The organism is Caulobacter sp. 602-1 (genome assembly GCF_003931565.1).
Taxonomy (GTDB): Bacteria; Pseudomonadota; Alphaproteobacteria; order Caulobacterales; family Caulobacteraceae; genus Caulobacter.
Window position 1 is genome coordinate 131,046 of record NZ_RRYI01000010.1, and the last position, 15,842, is coordinate 146,887.

The following is a 15,842-nucleotide window of genomic DNA, read 5'->3' on the forward strand; positions in this document are numbered from 1 at the left end:
ATGAAGTCCCTGTGCCGCGACTGCGGGTGGACCGGCGAGGCCAAGGCCGCGCGTTGTCCGTCGTGCCACTCGCCGCGGACGATCTTCCACGAGGAGCTGGGGACGCTCTCGATCGCCCACCTGGACTGCGACGCCTTCTACGCCTCGGTGGAAAAGCGCGATGATCCGTCCCTGCGCGACAAGCCGGTGATCGTCGGCGGGGGCAAGCGGGGGGTGGTGACCACCGCCTGCTATATCGCCCGCATGAGCGGCGCGCGCTCGGCGATGCCGATGTTCAAGGCGCTGAAGCTGTGCCCCGACGCCGTGGTCATCAAGCCGGACTTCGCCAAGTACAAGGAAGCCAGCCGCCGCATCCACGAGAAGCTGGATCGGCTGACGCCGCTGATCCAGCCCCTGTCCCTGGACGAGGCCTGGATCGACCTGACGGGCACCGAGCGCCTGCATGGCGCGACGCCGGCGGCGATGCTCGCGCGGCTGCAGGCCGAGATCGAACGTGACATCGGCCTGACCGTCTCGATCGGCCTGGCCCCCAACAAGTTCCTGGCCAAGATCGCGTCGGAACTGGACAAGCCGCGCGGTTTCTCGGCGATCGGGGCGGCCGAGGCGCAAGCGTTCCTGGCCGGCAAGCCCGTGGGCATCCTGCCCGGCGTCGGGCCGGCCACGGTCTCCAGCCTCGCCGAGATCGGCCTGAAGACCGTCGGCGACATCGCCGCCGCCGACCTGAAGCTGCTGGCCAATCGGCTGGGCTCGGGCGGCCTGCGCCTGCACCGCCTGGCCCACGGCCAGGACAGCCGCATGGTCGATCCCGACCAGTCACGCAAGACGATCAGCGCCGAGACCACGTTCAACGACGACCTGCACAAGCGCGACGCGCTGGAAGACGAGCTCTGGCCGCTGTGCGAGAAGGTCGCCAAGCAGGCCCGCAAGGAAGGCGTGGCCGGCCGCGTGGCGACGCTGAAGCTGCGCACCCCCGACTTCAAGATCCACACCCGCCGCCGCACCCTTGCCGTGCCGACCCAGACGGCCCGCACCCTGTTCCAGGTGGCGCGAGAACTGCTGGCGGCCGAAAAGCCCGGCCTCTCCTATCGCCTGATCGGCGCGGGCCTGACCGAGTTCGTCGACGCCGAGACCGCCGGCTCGGACATGTTCGCCGAAGACGAGCGTCGCACCTTGAGGAACGAAACCGCCATCGACGCCCTGCGCGGCAAGTTCGGCGCCGCGGCCGTGGTCAGCGGACGGGCGCTGAAGAGTCGCTGAGCGAGTTGTCCCGAGTCGCGTCGTCGCCCCTCTTGCGCGACAGCTTGTCGCTAACCATTTGGGCCTCTCCCCCGAGCCTTTTGCCTGCAGAAGGCTCTAACCCCTAAACAATCAAAGCTTGGCAGGCGCCGAAACCGCTCGCACTTTCGGCCGCCACGCTTTGGGAACCGTTCGCTGGCGGCCTTCGCTCTCCCAATCGTGAAGCCGTTTTCCGAGGCGCCCCTGTGTTAAAGCGGCGCAGACGCGTCTCGGGCTCTTCCAAAGCCGTCGCGTTTCCATATCTAATTCAGACAGGCGGGTGATTTGCCCGCCGGGAGAGAACAAGTCGATGGCCGAGCGGAAGCAAGGCGGACAAAGCAACGGCGCTGGGTCGTCGGTCGTCACGGAAGTGAAGCCGAAGACGCAGAAGCCTTCGCTATATCGAGTTCTGATTCTCAACGACGACTACACTCCCATGGAGTTCGTCGTTTACGTGCTCGAACGGTTCTTCAACAAGTCGCGTGAAGACGCCACGCGCATCATGCTCCACGTCCATCAGAACGGCGTGGGGGTGTGCGGCGTCTACACTTACGAAGTCGCAGAGACCAAGGTCGCGCAAGTCATCGACTCGGCGCGACGTCATCAGCACCCCCTGCAGTGCACCATGGAAAAGGACTGAGGAGCCCCCATTGCCCTCTTTTTCGCGCCCCCTGGAAGAGTCCCTGCATCGCGCCGTCGCCTACGCCAACCAGCGTAAGCACGAGTACGCGACGCTGGAGCATCTTCTGCTCTCCCTGACCGACGACGAGGACGCCGCCGGAGTCATGCGTGCGTGCGATGTCGATCTCACCGCGCTGAAGAAGAGCCTCTCGAACTATCTCGACGTCGAACTGGCCTCGCTGGTCGTCGACGACGACGAGGACGCCAAGCCGACCGCCGGCTTCCAGCGCGTGATCCAGCGCGCGGTGATCCACGTCCAGTCGTCGGGCCGCGAAGAAGTGACGGGCGCCAACGTCCTGGTCGCCATCTTCTCCGAACGCGAAAGCCACGCCGCCTACTTCCTGCAGGAGCAGGACATGACGCGGTACGACGCGGTCAACTTCATCGCCCATGGCATCGCCAAGAAGGCCGGCGCCTCGGAGCCCAAGAACGTCAAGGGCGCCAACGCCGGCTCGAACGCGACCGAGGACGACGGTGAGAAGCCGAACGCCAAGACGGGCGGCGAGGCCCTGGAAGCCTATTGCGTCGACCTCAACGAAAAGGCCCGCCAGGGCAAGGTCGACCCGCTGATCGGCCGCGCGAACGAAGTGGAACGCGCGATCCAGATCCTGTGCCGTCGCACCAAGAACAACCCGCTGCTGGTCGGAGATCCCGGCGTCGGTAAGACCGCCATCGCCGAAGGTCTGGCCCGGAAGATCATCACCAACCAGGTCCCCGAAGTCCTGGCCGGCGCCACCATCTACTCGCTCGACATGGGCGCGCTGCTGGCCGGCACCCGCTATCGCGGCGACTTCGAGGAACGCGTCAAGCAGGTGGTCAAGGAACTGGAGAACCACCCGAACGCGGTGCTGTTCATCGACGAGATCCACACCGTGATCGGCGCCGGCGCGACCAGCGGCGGGGCGATGGACGCCTCCAACCTGCTGAAGCCGGCCCTGGCCTCGGGCAGCCTGCGCTGCATGGGCTCGACCACCTACAAGGAGTTCCGCCAGCACTTCGAGAAGGATCGGGCCCTGGTCCGTCGCTTCCAGAAGATCGACGTGAACGAGCCGTCGGTGGACGACACCGTCAAGATCCTCAAGGGGCTGAAGAGCTACTACGAGGACTTCCACAAGCTGAAGTACACGAACGACGCCATCAAGGTGGCCGTCGAGCTGTCGGCCAAGTACATCACCGACCGCAAGCTGCCCGACAAGGCGATCGACGTGATCGACGAGGCGGGCGCTGGCCAGATGCTGTTGCCGGAAGGCCGCCGCAAGAAGGTCCTGGGCGTCAAGGAGATCGAAGCCGTCGTGGCCAAGATCGCCCGTATCCCGCCCAAGTCGGTCAGCAAGTCGGACACCGAGGCGCTGAAGGAGCTGGAAACGGACCTGAAGCGCGCCGTGTTCGGTCAGGACGACGCGATCCTGCAGCTGTCCTCGGCCATGAAGCTGGCGCGCGCCGGTCTTCGCGACGCGGACAAGCCGATCGGCTCGTTCCTGTTCAGCGGCCCCACCGGCGTCGGCAAGACCGAAGCCGCCAAGCAGCTGGCCCAGACCCTGGGCATCGAGATGATCCGCTTCGACATGTCGGAGTACATGGAACGCCATACCGTGAGCCGCCTGATCGGCGCCCCTCCCGGCTATGTCGGCTATGACCAGGGCGGCCAGCTGACCGACGCCGTCGATCAGCACCCGCACGCGGTCGTGCTGCTCGACGAAATCGAGAAGGCTCACCAGGACGTCTACAACATCCTGCTGCAGGTCATGGACCACGGGGTTCTGACCGACTCCAACGGCAAGAAGGTCGATTTCCGCAACGTGGTCCTGATCATGACCACCAATGCGGGCGCCTCGGACGCCCAACGCCAGTCCATCGGCTTTGGTCGCGACAAGGTGGTCGGCGAGGAAGAGGCCGCCCTCAAGCGCCTGTTCACGCCGGAATTCCGCAACCGCCTCGACGCGGTCGTGGCCTTCAAGCCGCTGACGCCGGAGATCATCCGCCAGGTCGTGCAGAAGTTCGTCATGCAGATGGAGGCCCAGCTGGCCGACCGGAACGTGACGATCTCGCTGAGCGACGACGCGGCCGACTGGCTGGCCAAGAACGGCTTCGACGAGCTCTACGGCGCCCGGCCGCTGGGTCGCGTCATCCAGGAGCACATCAAGAAGCCCCTGGCCGACGACATCCTGTTCGGACGCCTGGTCCGCGGCGGCCACGTCAGGGTGGTCCTCGAGAACGGCAAGATCGCCTTCGAAATCGAAGGCGCGCCCGACCCGAAGGCCAGCAAGACCGACGAAGCCGAGCCGGCTCTGGTCGAATAGGCTTAAGTCGAAAGGCCTAGCGAAGGGCCCGGAGCGATCCGGGCCCTTTTTCGTTTAGAATGCCTCCATCAAGCCGGTCCTTAGACGCGCTCAGCGCCGGTGGCGGCCGCCGGCGGCGATCAACAGCGTCTCGGCGGCTTGAGCGTCAAGAGCCGAAGGATTGAACCCATTCAGGCCGACCTCGGCCAGCAACGCGTGATCGGCCGCGCCCAACCGGTGCTGACCCATGTTCCAGTCACGGAACAGACGGCGTTCGGCGGGGCCGCCATAGATCCGGACTAGATCCGCGTGGCGCGGATCCGCGGCGATCCGGTCATAGATCGCCTCCACCCGTTTCGCGGGGCCTTCGAGCAGTTGCAGGAAACGCCCCTCGCCCGCCATCAGCAGGCCGGTGACGTCATCCAGACGGTTGCTTTGGATCGACTTGGCGATGATCGCCCGCAGGACCTCGTCAAAGCCCTGCGCTGGTCCGGTGAACCGGCTCGCGTAGATCAACCGGTGCAGGCCGCCGCGATCATTCTCGTCCGAGGTCATGGCGCGCTCCGCGAATATCCAGTTCAAGGCGCCCGTACGAAATTCGTTGCGCGCCCTTCGGCTGATACCCGACCCAGGATTTGAAACCGCCTAAAGCGCCGCGGAAATCTTCGCCGCCAGGGCCTTCAGGTCCTCGACATTGGCCATGCCGCCCTCGCCGTGGCGGCCCAGCGCCTCGCCCTCGTAGCGGGGAATGACGTGGAAATGCAGGTGGAAGATCGTCTGTCCGGCCGGGGCGCCGTTGAACTGGGTGACGACAACGCCGTCCGGCTTCAGGGCCGAGACCACGGCGCGCACCAGCTTCTGGGTGGCGGCGGCGAGGTCGCTGAGCACCTCGGGTTCGACCTCGAGGATATTGCGCGCCTGGCTGATCTTGGAGATCACCAGGGCGTGGCCGCGCGACTGCGGGAAGACGTCCATGAAGGCCAGGACCTTTTCGTCCTCGAACAGCTTCACGCTGGGGATCTCGCCGCGGATGATCTTGGCGAAGATGTTGTCGGCGTCGTAGCGTCCGTCGAGGCTCATGACCGTCTCCTGTTTGGATGACTGGTCGTAGCAAACCGGGGGACGCGCGCAACCATGGACACCCAGCCGAGGGGCCTGACGGAGCAGCAATGGAAGTGGTTCGCCTCGGTCAAGGCCAACCTGGAGCGCGAGACCGGCAAGACCCTGGACGCGTGGGTCGAGATCGTTCGCCGCGAGTGTCAGGAGACCAGGCCCCGCGCCCGCGCCGATTGGCTCAAGGCGACCTATGGCGTCGGTCAGAACCGCGCGGCCGCCATCTTCTCGGTCGCCTTTCCGTCCGAAATGGGCTGGGACGACGCCGACGGCCTGCGCGCGGCGCTGTGGACCGATCCGGCCTCGACGGCGATCCTGGAGGCGGTCGAGACCGCCGTCGCCGACTTTCAGGACCTCGTCATGGGGCAGCGCAAGGGCTTCACGGCCTGGTCGCGCAAGGCGCAGTTCGCGGCCCTGAAGCCGGTGAAGGGCGGCGCGGCGATGCTGGGCCTGGCCGTGGCGCCCGACGACGCCCCAGGCCCTCTTGAGCCCAGGAACGAAGGCTGGTCCGAACGCCTGAAAACCAAGCTTCCGCTGGCCTCGCCCGCCGAGGTCGATGACGCGGTCAAGGCGCTGCTGAAGGCCGCCTGGGAGCGGTCCTGAACCTTCACCCTGGGAACGGCGTCTCGACCTCGCCGTTGGTCTTCGCGAACAAGGAGACCACAATGTCCAACGACGCTGATCTGGCCGAAAAATTCTGGAAGGCGCTGAAGTCCGACCGCACCGTGATGCTGGGCCTGCCCGACGTCGAAGGCGGTCGCGCCCAGCCGATGACCGCGATCATCGAAGGCGACCATTCGGGCCCGATCTGGATCTTCAGCGCGGTCGACGTCGATCTCGTCCAGGCTGTCGAGGGCCAGACACGCGACGCGCTGCTGCACTTCGCCTCCAAGGGACACGAGGTCTTCGCCACCGTCGACGGGTCATTGCGGATCGACAACGACCGCACCACCATCGAGCGCCTGTGGAACCCCTTCGTCGCGGCCTGGTACGAGGGCAAGGACGATCCGAAGCTGCGCCTGCTGCGCTTCGAACCGGGCGACGCCCAGATCTGGCTGAACGAACACAGCCTGTTCGCGGGCGTGAAGATGCTGCTCGGGGTCGACCCGAAGACGGACTACAAGGACAAGGTCGGTGAAGTGCGGCTGAGTTAGGCCGCATCCCAACAGCTCTCGTCATTCCGGAAGCCTCGCGGAGGCTGTCCGGGATGGCGGGCCGCGGGACGCGCTATCGCTCTTCCCGGAACGGCGAATACTCTTCCGTCAGCATGGCGATGTCGCTCTCGACCGCCTCGCGCTCGCGCTCGAGGTAGCGCGCCACCGGCTCGCGCAGGGCCGGGTCGGCGATCCAGTGGGCCGAATAGACCGCGCTGGGCAGATACCCGCGGGCGATCTTGTGCTGGCCCTGCGCCCCGGCCTCGACGCGCGGCAGGCCCAGCCGGATCGCGTGTTCGATGGCCTGATAGTAGCAGAGCTCGAAATGCAGGAACGGCACGTCCTCGGTGCAGCCCCAGTGGCGGCCGTAGAGACAGTCGCGGCCCAGCAGGTTCAGCGCCCCCGCGATCCACGGTCCGCCCGGCCGCCGGGCCAGGATCAGCAGCACCTTATCGGCCATCCGCGCGTGCAGCATCGAGAAGAAGCGGCGGTTGAGATACGGCCTTCCCCACTTCCTCGATCCCGTGTCCATGTAGAAGCCATAGAAGGCGTCCCAGTGATCCTCGGTCAGGTCGTCGCCGGTCAGGGCCACGATCTCCAAGCCATCCTGGGCGTCGCGGCGTTCGCGGCGGATGGTCTTGCGGCGATTGGCCGACAGGGCCGCCAGGAAGTCGTCGAAGGTCGCGTAGCCCCGGTTTTCCCAATGGTACTGCTGGTCCTGACGCAACAGCATGCCGCGCTCGCCCATCCAGGCCCACTCGTCCTCCACAGGGAAGGTCACGTGCAGCGACGAGGCGCCCATCCGCTCGCACAGGGTCAGGGCTCCGCCCAGCAGGGCCGAGCGCCCTTCATCGACATCGACCCCTGGCCGCACGACGAGCCGCGAGCCGGTGACCGGCGAGAACGGCGAAGAGCACTGGAGCTTTGGGTAGTACCGGCCGCCTGCCCGCTCGTACGCGTCGGCCCAGGCGTGGTCGAAAACATATTCGCCCTGACTGTGGGACTTCAGATAGAGCGGCATGACGCCAGCGACGACGTCGTTCTCGTCCAGAACCGAGAGGTGTTGCGGCGCCCAGCCGGCGCGCGCGCCGACGCAGCCGCTTTCCTCCAGGATCGACAGGAAGTCGTAGCTGATGAACGGATCACCGGTGGGGTTCGCGCAGGCGTCCCAGGCGTCCTTGCCGATCTCGGCGATCTCGCGATGGACGCGAACCGCCGACTGGACGCCCACCGGGCCCGAACTCACGCCGTGAAGCCCTCGAAGATCAGGTTGTCGCAATGGTCGCGCACGCCTTCCCACTGGTCGGGCGAGCGGACCGTCCAGGCGACGATCGGCATGCCCTTGGCGCGATATAGGTCGGCGCGCGGGCTGGGCAACATGTCCAGGCCCAGGGCCAGGAAATCGGGCCGCGCCAGCTCCACCTGCTCCAGGGCCGCCAGCGACTTGCGCATTTCCGGGGCCAGCTTGCGGGCGCTGTCGTCGTTCCAGCCATAGCTGTCCAGGCCGCGCAGAATCTGCGGGTGGTGGTCGGCGAACCAGGCGTGGGAGTACGGATTGAAGCCGATCACGGCGGTCGGGCCGTTGTGGTCGACCAGCACGTCGGTAACCCGCTTCTCCAGCGGCCCGACCTCGCCGAAGGGCGTCTTCAGCTCGATGAACACCATGGCGCGGTGGCCGATCATGGTCAGCGTATCGGCCAGGGTCGGGATGGTCTCGTCCGTGCCGTTCAAGGCCATGGCGCCGAGCTCGGCCGCGGTATGGTCGCGCAGACGGCCTTCGTGGCCGGTCATGCGTTCCAGGCGCTCGTCGTGGAAGACCACGGCCTCGCCATCGGCGGTCAGCTGGACGTCCAGCTCGATGCCGTAGCCGCCCGCGCAGGCGGCCTGGAAGGCGGCCAGGGAGTTCTCCGGCGCCCCGTCTGGGGTCCACAGGCCGCGATGGGCCACCGGCGGATCGAAAAGGCGCTCCCAGGCCTCGCCGAAGACATCGGTCGACGGACGTTCGCGCGAGCGCATCAGGCGATCTCCACCACCGCGTCGACCTCGACCGCGAAGCCGAGGGGCAGACGATAGACGCCCACCGCCGAGCGGGCGTGGCGGCCCGCGTCGCCCAGCGCCTCGACCATCAGGTCCGAGCAGCCGTTGATGACCTTGGGGATGTCGATGAAGTCCGGACCGGCCTGGACGAAGCCGCCCAGCTTGACGACGCGGACAACGCGGTCCAGGTCGCCATCGCAGGCGGCCTTCATCTGGGCCAGCAGGTTGATCCCGCAGATGCGAGCCGCCTTCTGGGCGGTCTCCAGGTCGACGTCGACCCCGACCGTGCCTTTCACCCCGCCGTCGGCGTCCAGCGAGATCTGGCCGGAGATGTGAACGAGGTTTCCGGTCCGGACGAAGGTCACGTAGTTGGCCACCGGCGCCACGGGCTGAGGCAGCTCGATCCCAATCGCCTTCAGGCGTTCCTCGACCTTCGACATGCACGCGCTCCAATGAACTGTTGGGGCATGCTTAACGCGCCGTGTGAGCGCGCAAAAGGAAAAAGGGCCCGGACCTTCCGGTCCGAGCCCTTCAACGCGGTGCTTTCGCCAGCGTTCTGAAAGCTGCTCTTAGCGAGCGGCTTGGAACTTCTCGACGGCGGCGGTCATGCGCTCGTTCAGCGGCTTGACCGAGTCCTTGATCGAGGCCGAGACGATCTCCGAGGCCTTGCTGACCTGGGCGATGTAGGCTTCCAGAGCCGACTTGGCCCAGGCGGTCTGCAGCTCGACGGCTTCCTGCACGCTCTTGGCGGCGGCCAGCGACTTGGCGGCGGCGACCTGGTCCTCGGCGGCCTTCTTGCCGTAGGCGAAGGTCTGGGCGCCCAGGGCTTCGGCGCCCTTGGTGGCGGCGGTCACCGAGGCGACGACGGCTTCCAGGTTCTTCTTCGAGTGAGTGTTGGCTTCGGCCAGGGCGGCCAGCGACTTCTCGACGCCGTCCTTGAACGCTTGGTTCGAGGCGGTGCTGAATTGTTCGACGGTGTTCTTGACGGTTTCGGCGGCGGCCATGGGAATTCTCCTGGGGAGGGAACTGAGGCGAGAAGATCGGGCGGGGCGAATGAACGAGCTGCAACTCGCCCATCTGCGCTTGGAACACCGCGGTTCTCTCATGTTGCAGTGCAGCAGTCAATGATTTTGTGCAGCGCACCATGACGTAGCGTCATGGACGACCAAGCTGCAGCATTGGCGCCGCGCGCCTGATATTTTCGCGCATGCGGCAAGATCGCTCACCAGTTGTTTACTTTAGCGAAAGGCGGCTTCCGTCATGCTACTGGTCACGCGTGTGGCGGTGCGAAACCGCCTCCCAGTTCAAATGACGGACGTCGCTTCATGTTCGCCAAGCTTACCGCCGCCCGTTCACTGTTCGCCGTCGCCGGCCTGGCGCTCTCGTGCCTGTTCGGCGCGGTCGCCCCGACCCCGGCCTCGGCGGCCATACCCTATCTGCAGCTGAACGCTCAGGAGCCGAAGTACGCGGCGATCGTGATCGACGCGAATTCGGGCGAAGTCCTTTACGACAAAAGGGCCGACAGCCCTCGCTACCCCGCCTCGGTCACCAAGGTGATGACCCTGTACCTGACCTTCGAGGCGCTGAGCGAAGGCCGCCTGAAGCTGACGGACCGGGTCGTCATGTCGCCCCGCGCGGCCGCCCAGGCTCCGACCAAGATCGGCCTTTCGCCGGGCGACAGCCTTTCGGTCGACGAGGCCATCAAGGCCATGACCGTCAAGTCGGCCAACGACGTCGCCGTGGCCATGGCCGAACGACTCGCCGGCAGCGAGTCGCGATTCGCCGCCCTGATGACCCTGCGCGGTCAGGAACTGGGCATGCGCAACAGCCGCTTCGTCAACGCGTCGGGCCTGCCCGACAGCCGTCAGATCTCGACCGCTCGCGACCTGGCCATCCTGTCCCGCGCCACCATGCGCGACTTCCCGCAGTACTACAGCTACTTCTCGGTGAAGGGCTTCTACTTCCGGGGCAACTACATCAAGGGCCACAACCGGCTGCTGGACAGCATGGACGGCTTCGACGGCCTGAAGACCGGCTACACCAACGCCTCGGGCTTCAACCTCGCCGGCTCGGCCGTGCGCGACGGCCGCCGCCTGATCGCCGTGGTCCTGGGCGGCCCCTCGACCGCCTGGCGCGACAACAACATGGAAGACCTGCTGCTGACCGGCTTCGACGTCATGAAGCGCCGGTCGCGCGGCGAACGCACCAGCATCGCCGCCAACATCTACGAGGAAGAGCCCTCGGGCCCGATCGAGCGTCCGTCGACCGAACAGGGTGACGGCGACCAGGCCGGGCTGCGGATCGTCCTGACCGAGAACCCGCGCAACCCGGGCCCGGTGAAGGTCTCCCCCACCCTGCGCGGCGCCCAGGAGGCCGCCAAGCCGAAAGCCGCCAAGAAGCCGAAAGGCGAATGGGGCGTGCAGGTCGGCGCCTTCAAGTCCAAGTCGCTGGCCAACGACCAGCTGAAGCTGGTCCGCGGCCGCTTCGCCAAGATGGTCGCCGACGCCGAGGGCGCCGTCGAGGGCGCGGCCGGCGGCGCGTTCCGCGCCCAGTTCCAGGGCCTGACCTCGGACGCCGCCCGCGAGGTCTGCTCGGCCCTGAAGGCCAAGCGGATGCCCTGCATGGTGCTGTCGCCGCGCTGAGCAGACCTCCACCGCTGAAACAACAAACCCCGGAGGGCGACCTCCGGGGTTTTCCTTTTCTAGGCCTCGGCCATCACTCTTGAGATCAGTCGCGCCAGCCGTCCCACGCCTTCCTCGATCTGGGCGTCGGTCGGCAGCGAATAGCTGAGGCGGATGGCGTTGGCGGTCTTCACCTCGGCGAAGAACGGCGCGCCGGGCACGAAGGCCACGCGCTCCTCCGCGATGGCCCGCGCCAGCAGGGCCGCGCCGTCGATCCCTTCCGGCAGGTTGATCCACACGAACATGCCGCCTTCCGGATGCGACCAGGTCACGCCCTTGGGCATGGTCCGTTCCAGGGCGGCCAGCATCACGCGCCCCTTGGCGCCATAGGCGCCGCGCAGGCGATGCAGGTGCTGGTCATAGCCTTCCGAGACCGCGCGATGGGCGACCATCTGGTTGATCGTCGAGACGTGCAGGTCCGCGCCCTGCTTCAGCAGAACCAGCTTCTCGATGACCGGCTTGGGCCCGCAGACCCAGCCGATGCGCAGAGCCGGCGACAGGGTCTTGGACAGGGTGCCCAGGAACAGGGTGCGCGCATTGTCGATTCCGCCAGAGCGGGCGATATCGAGCGACAGGAGCGTCGGGGTCGGCTCGCCGGCGAAGCGCAGTTCGCGATAGGCCGCGTCCTCGATCAGGGTCATGTCCAGCGACCGGGCCAGATCCAGCAGGGTCTCGCGCTCGGCCAGGGTCAGGCTGACGCCGGTCGGGTTGGCGAAGTCGGGGACGAAATAGCCCAGCGCGCCGCGCGGCAGGTCGGTCTCCTCGCCTCTCAACGCCGCCTCCGGCAGGTCGCGATAGGTCGGCTGGTAGCCGTTGAAGGCCTGCAGCGCGCCCAGATAGGTCGGCCGGGCCACCACCACCGTGTCACCGGGGCTGATGAACAGCTTGCCGATCAGGTCCAGCGCCTGCTGCGAGCCGGCGGTCAGCATGATGTTATGCGGCGCGCAGGGCATGCCGTCGCGCGTCATGCGTTCGGCGATCCACTCGCGCAGCGGCAGATAGCCCTCGCTGACGGAGTACTGCAGCGCCTGGCTGGACAGGACCGGATCGGCCAGCACGGCTTCGTACTCGGCCTGGATCCGCTCGGCGGGGAACAGGCTGGGATCGGGGATGCCGCCGGCGAACGACAGGATGTCGGGCTGGTCCAGCAGCTTGAGAAGCTCGCGGATCTCGCTGGCGTGGACGCGGTCCATGCGCGCGCTGAAACGCCCGGCCCAATCGATGGCCGAAGGGGAGGTTTGGATAGTCATGGGAGGATCAAGGTCCGAAACTGAAATGACGCTTTTTAGCCGCGCGCGGCGGCCTGCTCTGAATGAAGGTCAGAGCGTCATACCGAGCAGGTCTGGCCGCCCTTCTTGCAGTAGAAGAGTGGGCGACGGCGCCAGAAGCGTTCGCGATTGATCATGGGGAAAGTCGTAGCCTAGCTTCGCCGCCTGATCAAACGATCCCGAGCGGCGTTGAGCTGGGCGGCGAGCCCCTCTGTGCCGCCCTTGTCGGGGTGAGCCATCTGGATGAGACGCATATAGGCGGCCTTGACCTCGTCCAGGGTCGCCTCGGGGCCGACGCCAAGGATGGCCCGGGCTTCGGACAGGCTGAGCTCGGCCTTGGGCGGGTGGACGATCTCGCGGCGGATGACCGGCCGGCGGCGGGCCTCGGTGACGCTCCACAGGCCGATGACGCCCAGCACGATCCCCGTGCCCCAGGACCCGCGGATCGACGCATAGGCCGCCCCGGCGAAGGCGGCGATCGAGGCCGCGCCCGCGCCGACCCGCCAGCCGTCGCCATTCAGGAACGCGCGTCCCTTTGGCCACAGCAGGAAGACGAGGATGGCCGCGCCCAGCAGCAGGTACAGCATCGGAACTCCAGATACGAAAACGGGCGGCAGGTTACCCCTAAAGCCTGCCTGAGCAGGCTTTAGAACTAAGCATGGGAGCGCGTTCGCCGGGCGAAACCGCGCACACTTTCGCCCAACGCGCTCTCCCGCCCGCTCGTCAACTATGTAGCCCCAGGGCTACTGCGCCGCCAGCAGGGTCTCGCCGGAATGGGCCGACAGGCCCAGGCTGTGCATCAGGGCGCGCAGTTCCTGACGGGCGGCCAGGTGCTGCAGCGACACCGGCACCGGACGCACCTGGGGCGACAGATCGGCGATGGTCAGGCCGAACGGGAACAGCTCGCGATAGATCACGCGGTCGCGCAGGCCGGGGCCGATGCGGAAGCCGACGCGCTTGGCGAGCGCCGTGAGGCGGTCCTCCAGGCGCTTGCGGTTGCGGGCCTCGGTGGTGGCCAGGCGGTTGCGCAGCACCACCCAGTCCATGGCCTGGCGCTGGCCCGACAGGGCCCGCTGCTTGCGACCTTCCCAGACGGTCAGCGAATAGAGGCTGGGCTTGATCAGATCCAAGGTCACCGGGTCGACCGTGCCCAGCATGTCGAAATCGACGAAGCTGTCGTTCATCGGCGTGACGACCAGATCCGCGCGGCCGTGGGCCAGGCGCGTGATGGCGCTGTCGCCGCCGGGGGTGTCGATCAGGATGAAGTCGCACGCCTCGGCCGCCTTGGCGAAGGCGGCCTCGAAGCCGGCGACCTGCTCCGCCTCGCCCTTTTCGGCCAGGGCGATGTCGTTGTCGCTGAGGTCCAGCGCCAGCGGCATGGGCAGATCGAGCTTCTTGTTGGCGGCCCAGGCCCGGCGGTTCTCGAAGAACCGGCCCGAGGTGCGCTGGCGAAGGTCCAGGTCCAGCACGGCGACCTTGGCGCCGCCGTACAGCAGCGCGGTGACAAGGTGGACGGCGATGGTGGACTTGCCCGCACCACCCTTTTCGTTGCCGACGACGATGACGCGCGTTTCGGCCATGGCTCGATCCTCGATGCGTCGCGACTCGCGCGACCTTGGACTGAAGGTTAACACGATGTTACCGACGCCCTAGCGGGTCAACCGGCTCAATCCACAAGCATAATTGTCGCACCCCCGGCGCGGGCTGGCGCAACGGACGGTGGACCTGCGGAAGCCACGAGGCCATAAGCGCGGCCTGTCCGCGTGGAGCCCGCCATGACCCAGATCGTCCGCACCGTCGCCGAAATGCGCGAGCATGTCCGCGCGTGGAAGGCCGCCGGCCAGCGCGTGGCCCTGGTCCCGACCATGGGGGCCCTGCACGAGGGCCACCTGACCCTGATCCGCCTGGCCCAGCGGAACGCCGACCGGGTGATCGCCACCGTCTTCGTCAATCCCAAGCAGTTCGCCCCGCACGAGGACTTCGACGCCTATCCGCGCGGCGAAGCGATGGACGCCGAGAAGCTGGCCTCGGTCGGCTGCGACCTGATGTTCGCGCCCAACGGCGCGGAGATGTACGCCCCCGGCTTCGCCACGGCGATCACCGTCTCGGGCGTCTCCGAACCCCTCGAAGGCGCGGCGCGCCCGCAATTCTTCGGCGGCGTCGCCACCGTGGTCGCCAAGCTGTTCATCCAGAGCCAGGCCGACGTCGCGGTGTTCGGCGAGAAGGACTATCAGCAGCTTCAGGTGGTCAAGCGGATGACCCGCGACCTGGACATCCCCATCGAGATCATCGGCGCCCCGACGGCGCGGGCCGAGGACGGTCTCGCCCTCTCCTCCCGCAACGCCTATCTGTCGGCCGAAGAGCGCGCCGCCGCCGTGGCCCTGCCGACGGCGATCAAGGCCGCGGCCGCCGCGGTCGCCGCGGGCGGTCGGATCGACGAGGCCGAGCAAGCAGCGACGGCCGCCCTGAAGGCGGCCGGCTTTGGCCAGGTCGACTATATGGAAGTGCGCGAAGCCAGCGATCTGTCGCGCCTGGGCCCCGGCCCGATCGGTCAGGCCGACGGCCGCATCCTGGTCGCCGCGTGGCTGGGCAGGACGCGGCTGATCGACAACATGGCCGTGATCTGAGGAGTCAGGCCTAGATCGGCTTCAGCGCGATCAGCAGCCCGGCGATCAAGCCCACGAACAGCATCCCAACGCCCAAGGCGGCGAAACCGGCCTTCATCGTCATCTCTCCCTTGTCCCCTGCGACAAGATGACACCCGCCATGATTGCCATTTAGATAACGCAACACCTGAAAGTTATCCAGACGAACGTCACCACGCGCCCAGTTCGCGCAGCTGACGGGCGAGATCCGGCGGCAGGTCGGCGGCCTCGCCTTCGGTCAGGTCCGGCGGCGCGTCCTCGGGCTTGAGATAGCGCCAGCCCTGGAAGGCCCGACGCGGCTGGGGCGCCACGCGGATGATCGGCGGATCGACCGTGACCTCGCAGCGCGAGGCCGCGCCCTCCCCGACCGTATCGATGGCCAGGATCCTTTGGCGGCACAGGATCTGACCCTTGAACACCCGATACAGCGAGCCGCCGTCCAGCACCTCGTCGATCCGCTTGGGCGTCATGCGGGTGTGCATGATCCAGGGCTGGCTCTCGTCCCTGTGCCAGGCCAGGAGATCGTCGATGGTCTCGCAGCCGACGACCAGCTTGATGATGTGCAACGCCATGGGCGCTAGATAGCGCTTCACCGGGGCAAGGCAACCGACCTGTTCGCCCCCCCTTCTCGCTCGGTGGGCGAAACCGATCGACGGTCGAGATGACAGCGTTATCCCTTACGTATCGCGTTCATGTGGGGGCGTGATCC

Annotated in this window: 18 protein-coding genes and 1 pseudogene; 8 read left to right on the forward strand and 11 right to left on the reverse strand. The window is 67.0% G+C overall.

Going from position 1 to position 15,842, the window contains the following annotated elements; translation table 11 throughout:
* The 4 genes and pseudogenes from EIK80_RS23005 to clpA all read left to right on the forward strand — a co-directional run bounded on the left by EIK80_RS23005 (position 1) and on the right by clpA (position 4,256).
* Entirely contained in the window at positions 1-1,257 is a 1,257-nt protein-coding gene (locus EIK80_RS23005) for a DNA polymerase IV (RefSeq protein ID WP_125159343.1), read from the forward strand.
* A gap of 164 nt (positions 1,258-1,421) precedes the next feature.
* Positions 1,422-1,559 (forward strand): annotated as a pseudogene (locus tag EIK80_RS23010) (hypothetical protein); the annotation flags it as partial.
* Between the two features lie 26 nt (positions 1,560-1,585).
* Positions 1,586-1,915, forward strand: coding sequence for an ATP-dependent Clp protease adapter ClpS (gene clpS, locus EIK80_RS23015; RefSeq protein ID WP_013079900.1), 330 nt, complete (start codon positions 1,586-1,588; stop codon positions 1,913-1,915).
* A gap of 10 nt (positions 1,916-1,925) precedes the next feature.
* The gene (gene clpA, locus EIK80_RS23020) at positions 1,926-4,256 is read left to right on the forward strand and encodes an ATP-dependent Clp protease ATP-binding subunit ClpA (RefSeq protein WP_125159344.1); all 2,331 of its coding nucleotides are present in this window, start codon (positions 1,926-1,928) and stop codon (positions 4,254-4,256) included.
* A 90-nt stretch (positions 4,257-4,346) separates the two neighbouring features.
* Here the strand turns inward: clpA and EIK80_RS23025 are convergent, their stop codons facing one another.
* Positions 4,347-4,790 carry a BLUF domain-containing protein gene (locus EIK80_RS23025; protein WP_125159345.1) on the reverse strand — a complete coding sequence of 148 codons (444 nt, stop codon included), beginning with the start codon at positions 4,788-4,790 and terminating at the stop codon, positions 4,347-4,349.
* Positions 4,791-4,880: 90 nt separating this feature from the next.
* Positions 4,881-5,315, reverse strand: a complete 435-nt coding sequence (locus EIK80_RS23030; protein WP_125159346.1) for an HIT family protein — start codon at positions 5,313-5,315, stop codon at positions 4,881-4,883.
* 54 nt (positions 5,316-5,369) lie between these two features.
* Here EIK80_RS23030 and EIK80_RS23035 point away from each other — a divergent pair, with 54 nt between their 5' ends.
* Positions 5,370-5,951, forward strand: coding sequence for a DUF4287 domain-containing protein (locus tag EIK80_RS23035; protein ID WP_125159347.1), 582 nt, complete (start codon positions 5,370-5,372; stop codon positions 5,949-5,951).
* 62 nt (positions 5,952-6,013) lie between these two features.
* Positions 6,014-6,502, forward strand: coding sequence for a pyridoxamine 5'-phosphate oxidase family protein (locus EIK80_RS23040; protein WP_125159348.1), 489 nt, complete (start codon positions 6,014-6,016; stop codon positions 6,500-6,502).
* Between the two features lie 73 nt (positions 6,503-6,575).
* On the opposite strand, the gene EIK80_RS23045 is transcribed toward EIK80_RS23040, so the two are convergent.
* The 4 genes from EIK80_RS23045 to EIK80_RS23060 all read right to left on the reverse strand — a co-directional run bounded on the left by EIK80_RS23045 (position 6,576) and on the right by EIK80_RS23060 (position 9,543).
* Positions 6,576-7,748 carry a GNAT family N-acetyltransferase gene (locus tag EIK80_RS23045; protein WP_125159349.1) on the reverse strand — a complete coding sequence of 391 codons (1,173 nt, stop codon included), beginning with the start codon at positions 7,746-7,748 and terminating at the stop codon, positions 6,576-6,578.
* Positions 7,745-8,518, reverse strand: coding sequence for a glycerophosphodiester phosphodiesterase (locus tag EIK80_RS23050; protein ID WP_125159350.1), 774 nt, complete (start codon positions 8,516-8,518; stop codon positions 7,745-7,747). Before EIK80_RS23050 ends, EIK80_RS23045 begins: the two co-directional genes overlap by 4 nt.
* Positions 8,518-8,979 (reverse strand): RidA family protein, encoded by a 462-nt coding sequence (locus tag EIK80_RS23055; protein ID WP_125159351.1) that lies wholly within the window; start codon positions 8,977-8,979, stop codon positions 8,518-8,520. Before EIK80_RS23055 ends, EIK80_RS23050 begins: the two co-directional genes overlap by 1 nt.
* Positions 8,980-9,108: 129 nt before the next feature.
* Complete coding sequence (locus EIK80_RS23060; protein WP_125159352.1) at positions 9,109-9,543, reverse strand: phasin family protein; 435 nt, start codon at positions 9,541-9,543, stop codon at positions 9,109-9,111.
* A 321-nt stretch (positions 9,544-9,864) separates the two neighbouring features.
* On the opposite strand from EIK80_RS23060, the gene EIK80_RS23065 reads away from it, so the two are divergent.
* Positions 9,865-11,181 (forward strand): D-alanyl-D-alanine carboxypeptidase family protein, encoded by a 1,317-nt coding sequence (locus EIK80_RS23065; protein ID WP_125159353.1) that lies wholly within the window; start codon positions 9,865-9,867, stop codon positions 11,179-11,181.
* Between the two features lie 59 nt (positions 11,182-11,240).
* Here EIK80_RS23065 and EIK80_RS23070 read toward each other — a convergent pair whose 3' ends face one another.
* The 3 genes from EIK80_RS23070 to EIK80_RS23080 form a co-directional block, all read right to left on the reverse strand.
* Positions 11,241-12,470, reverse strand: coding sequence for a PLP-dependent aminotransferase family protein (locus EIK80_RS23070; RefSeq protein WP_125159354.1), 1,230 nt, complete (start codon positions 12,468-12,470; stop codon positions 11,241-11,243).
* Positions 12,471-12,640: 170 nt separating this feature from the next.
* Positions 12,641-13,075 carry a DnaJ domain-containing protein gene (locus tag EIK80_RS23075; protein WP_125159355.1) on the reverse strand — a complete coding sequence of 145 codons (435 nt, stop codon included), beginning with the start codon at positions 13,073-13,075 and terminating at the stop codon, positions 12,641-12,643.
* A 156-nt stretch (positions 13,076-13,231) separates the two neighbouring features.
* A complete protein-coding gene (locus tag EIK80_RS23080) occupies positions 13,232-14,068 on the reverse strand; it encodes a division plane positioning ATPase MipZ (RefSeq protein WP_125159356.1) in 837 nt (278 codons plus the stop codon).
* Positions 14,069-14,263: 195 nt separating this feature from the next.
* Here EIK80_RS23080 and panC point away from each other — a divergent pair, with 195 nt between their 5' ends.
* The gene (gene panC, locus EIK80_RS23085) at positions 14,264-15,115 is read left to right on the forward strand and encodes a pantoate--beta-alanine ligase (protein WP_125159357.1); all 852 of its coding nucleotides are present in this window, start codon (positions 14,264-14,266) and stop codon (positions 15,113-15,115) included.
* Between the two features lie 10 nt (positions 15,116-15,125).
* On the opposite strand, the gene EIK80_RS23090 is transcribed toward panC, so the two are convergent.
* Both EIK80_RS23090 and EIK80_RS23095 read right to left on the reverse strand, forming a co-directional pair.
* Positions 15,126-15,212, reverse strand: a complete 87-nt coding sequence (locus EIK80_RS23090) for a hypothetical protein (RefSeq protein WP_125159375.1) — start codon at positions 15,210-15,212, stop codon at positions 15,126-15,128.
* Between the two features lie 91 nt (positions 15,213-15,303).
* The gene (locus EIK80_RS23095; protein WP_125159358.1) at positions 15,304-15,705 is read right to left on the reverse strand and encodes a DUF1489 family protein; all 402 of its coding nucleotides are present in this window, start codon (positions 15,703-15,705) and stop codon (positions 15,304-15,306) included.
* Positions 15,706-15,842 lie beyond the last annotated feature (137 nt).

Coding starts and splice junctions, on each gene's coding strand:
- EIK80_RS23005 (WP_125159343.1), top strand. CDS start 1: ATGAAGTCCCTGTGCCGCGACTGCGGGTGGACCGGCGAGGCCAAGGCC.
- clpS (WP_013079900.1), top strand. CDS start 1,586: ATGGCCGAGCGGAAGCAAGGCGGACAAAGCAACGGCGCTGGGTCGTCG.
- EIK80_RS23025 (WP_125159345.1), bottom strand. CDS start 4,790: ATGACCTCGGACGAGAATGATCGCGGCGGCCTGCACCGGTTGATCTAC.
- EIK80_RS23030 (WP_125159346.1), bottom strand. CDS start 5,315: ATGAGCCTCGACGGACGCTACGACGCCGACAACATCTTCGCCAAGATC.
- EIK80_RS23035 (WP_125159347.1), top strand. CDS start 5,370: ATGGACACCCAGCCGAGGGGCCTGACGGAGCAGCAATGGAAGTGGTTC.
- EIK80_RS23040 (WP_125159348.1), top strand. CDS start 6,014: ATGTCCAACGACGCTGATCTGGCCGAAAAATTCTGGAAGGCGCTGAAG.
- EIK80_RS23050 (WP_125159350.1), bottom strand. CDS start 8,518: ATGCGCTCGCGCGAACGTCCGTCGACCGATGTCTTCGGCGAGGCCTGG.
- EIK80_RS23055 (WP_125159351.1), bottom strand. CDS start 8,979: ATGTCGAAGGTCGAGGAACGCCTGAAGGCGATTGGGATCGAGCTGCCT.
- EIK80_RS23060 (WP_125159352.1), bottom strand. CDS start 9,543: ATGGCCGCCGCCGAAACCGTCAAGAACACCGTCGAACAATTCAGCACC.
- EIK80_RS23065 (WP_125159353.1), top strand. CDS start 9,865: ATGTTCGCCAAGCTTACCGCCGCCCGTTCACTGTTCGCCGTCGCCGGC.
- EIK80_RS23070 (WP_125159354.1), bottom strand. CDS start 12,470: ATGACTATCCAAACCTCCCCTTCGGCCATCGATTGGGCCGGGCGTTTC.
- EIK80_RS23075 (WP_125159355.1), bottom strand. CDS start 13,075: ATGCTGTACCTGCTGCTGGGCGCGGCCATCCTCGTCTTCCTGCTGTGG.
- EIK80_RS23080 (WP_125159356.1), bottom strand. CDS start 14,068: ATGGCCGAAACGCGCGTCATCGTCGTCGGCAACGAAAAGGGTGGTGCG.
- panC (WP_125159357.1), top strand. CDS start 14,264: ATGACCCAGATCGTCCGCACCGTCGCCGAAATGCGCGAGCATGTCCGC.
- EIK80_RS23090 (WP_125159375.1), bottom strand. CDS start 15,212: ATGAAGGCCGGTTTCGCCGCCTTGGGCGTTGGGATGCTGTTCGTGGGC.
- EIK80_RS23095 (WP_125159358.1), bottom strand. CDS start 15,705: ATGGCGTTGCACATCATCAAGCTGGTCGTCGGCTGCGAGACCATCGAC.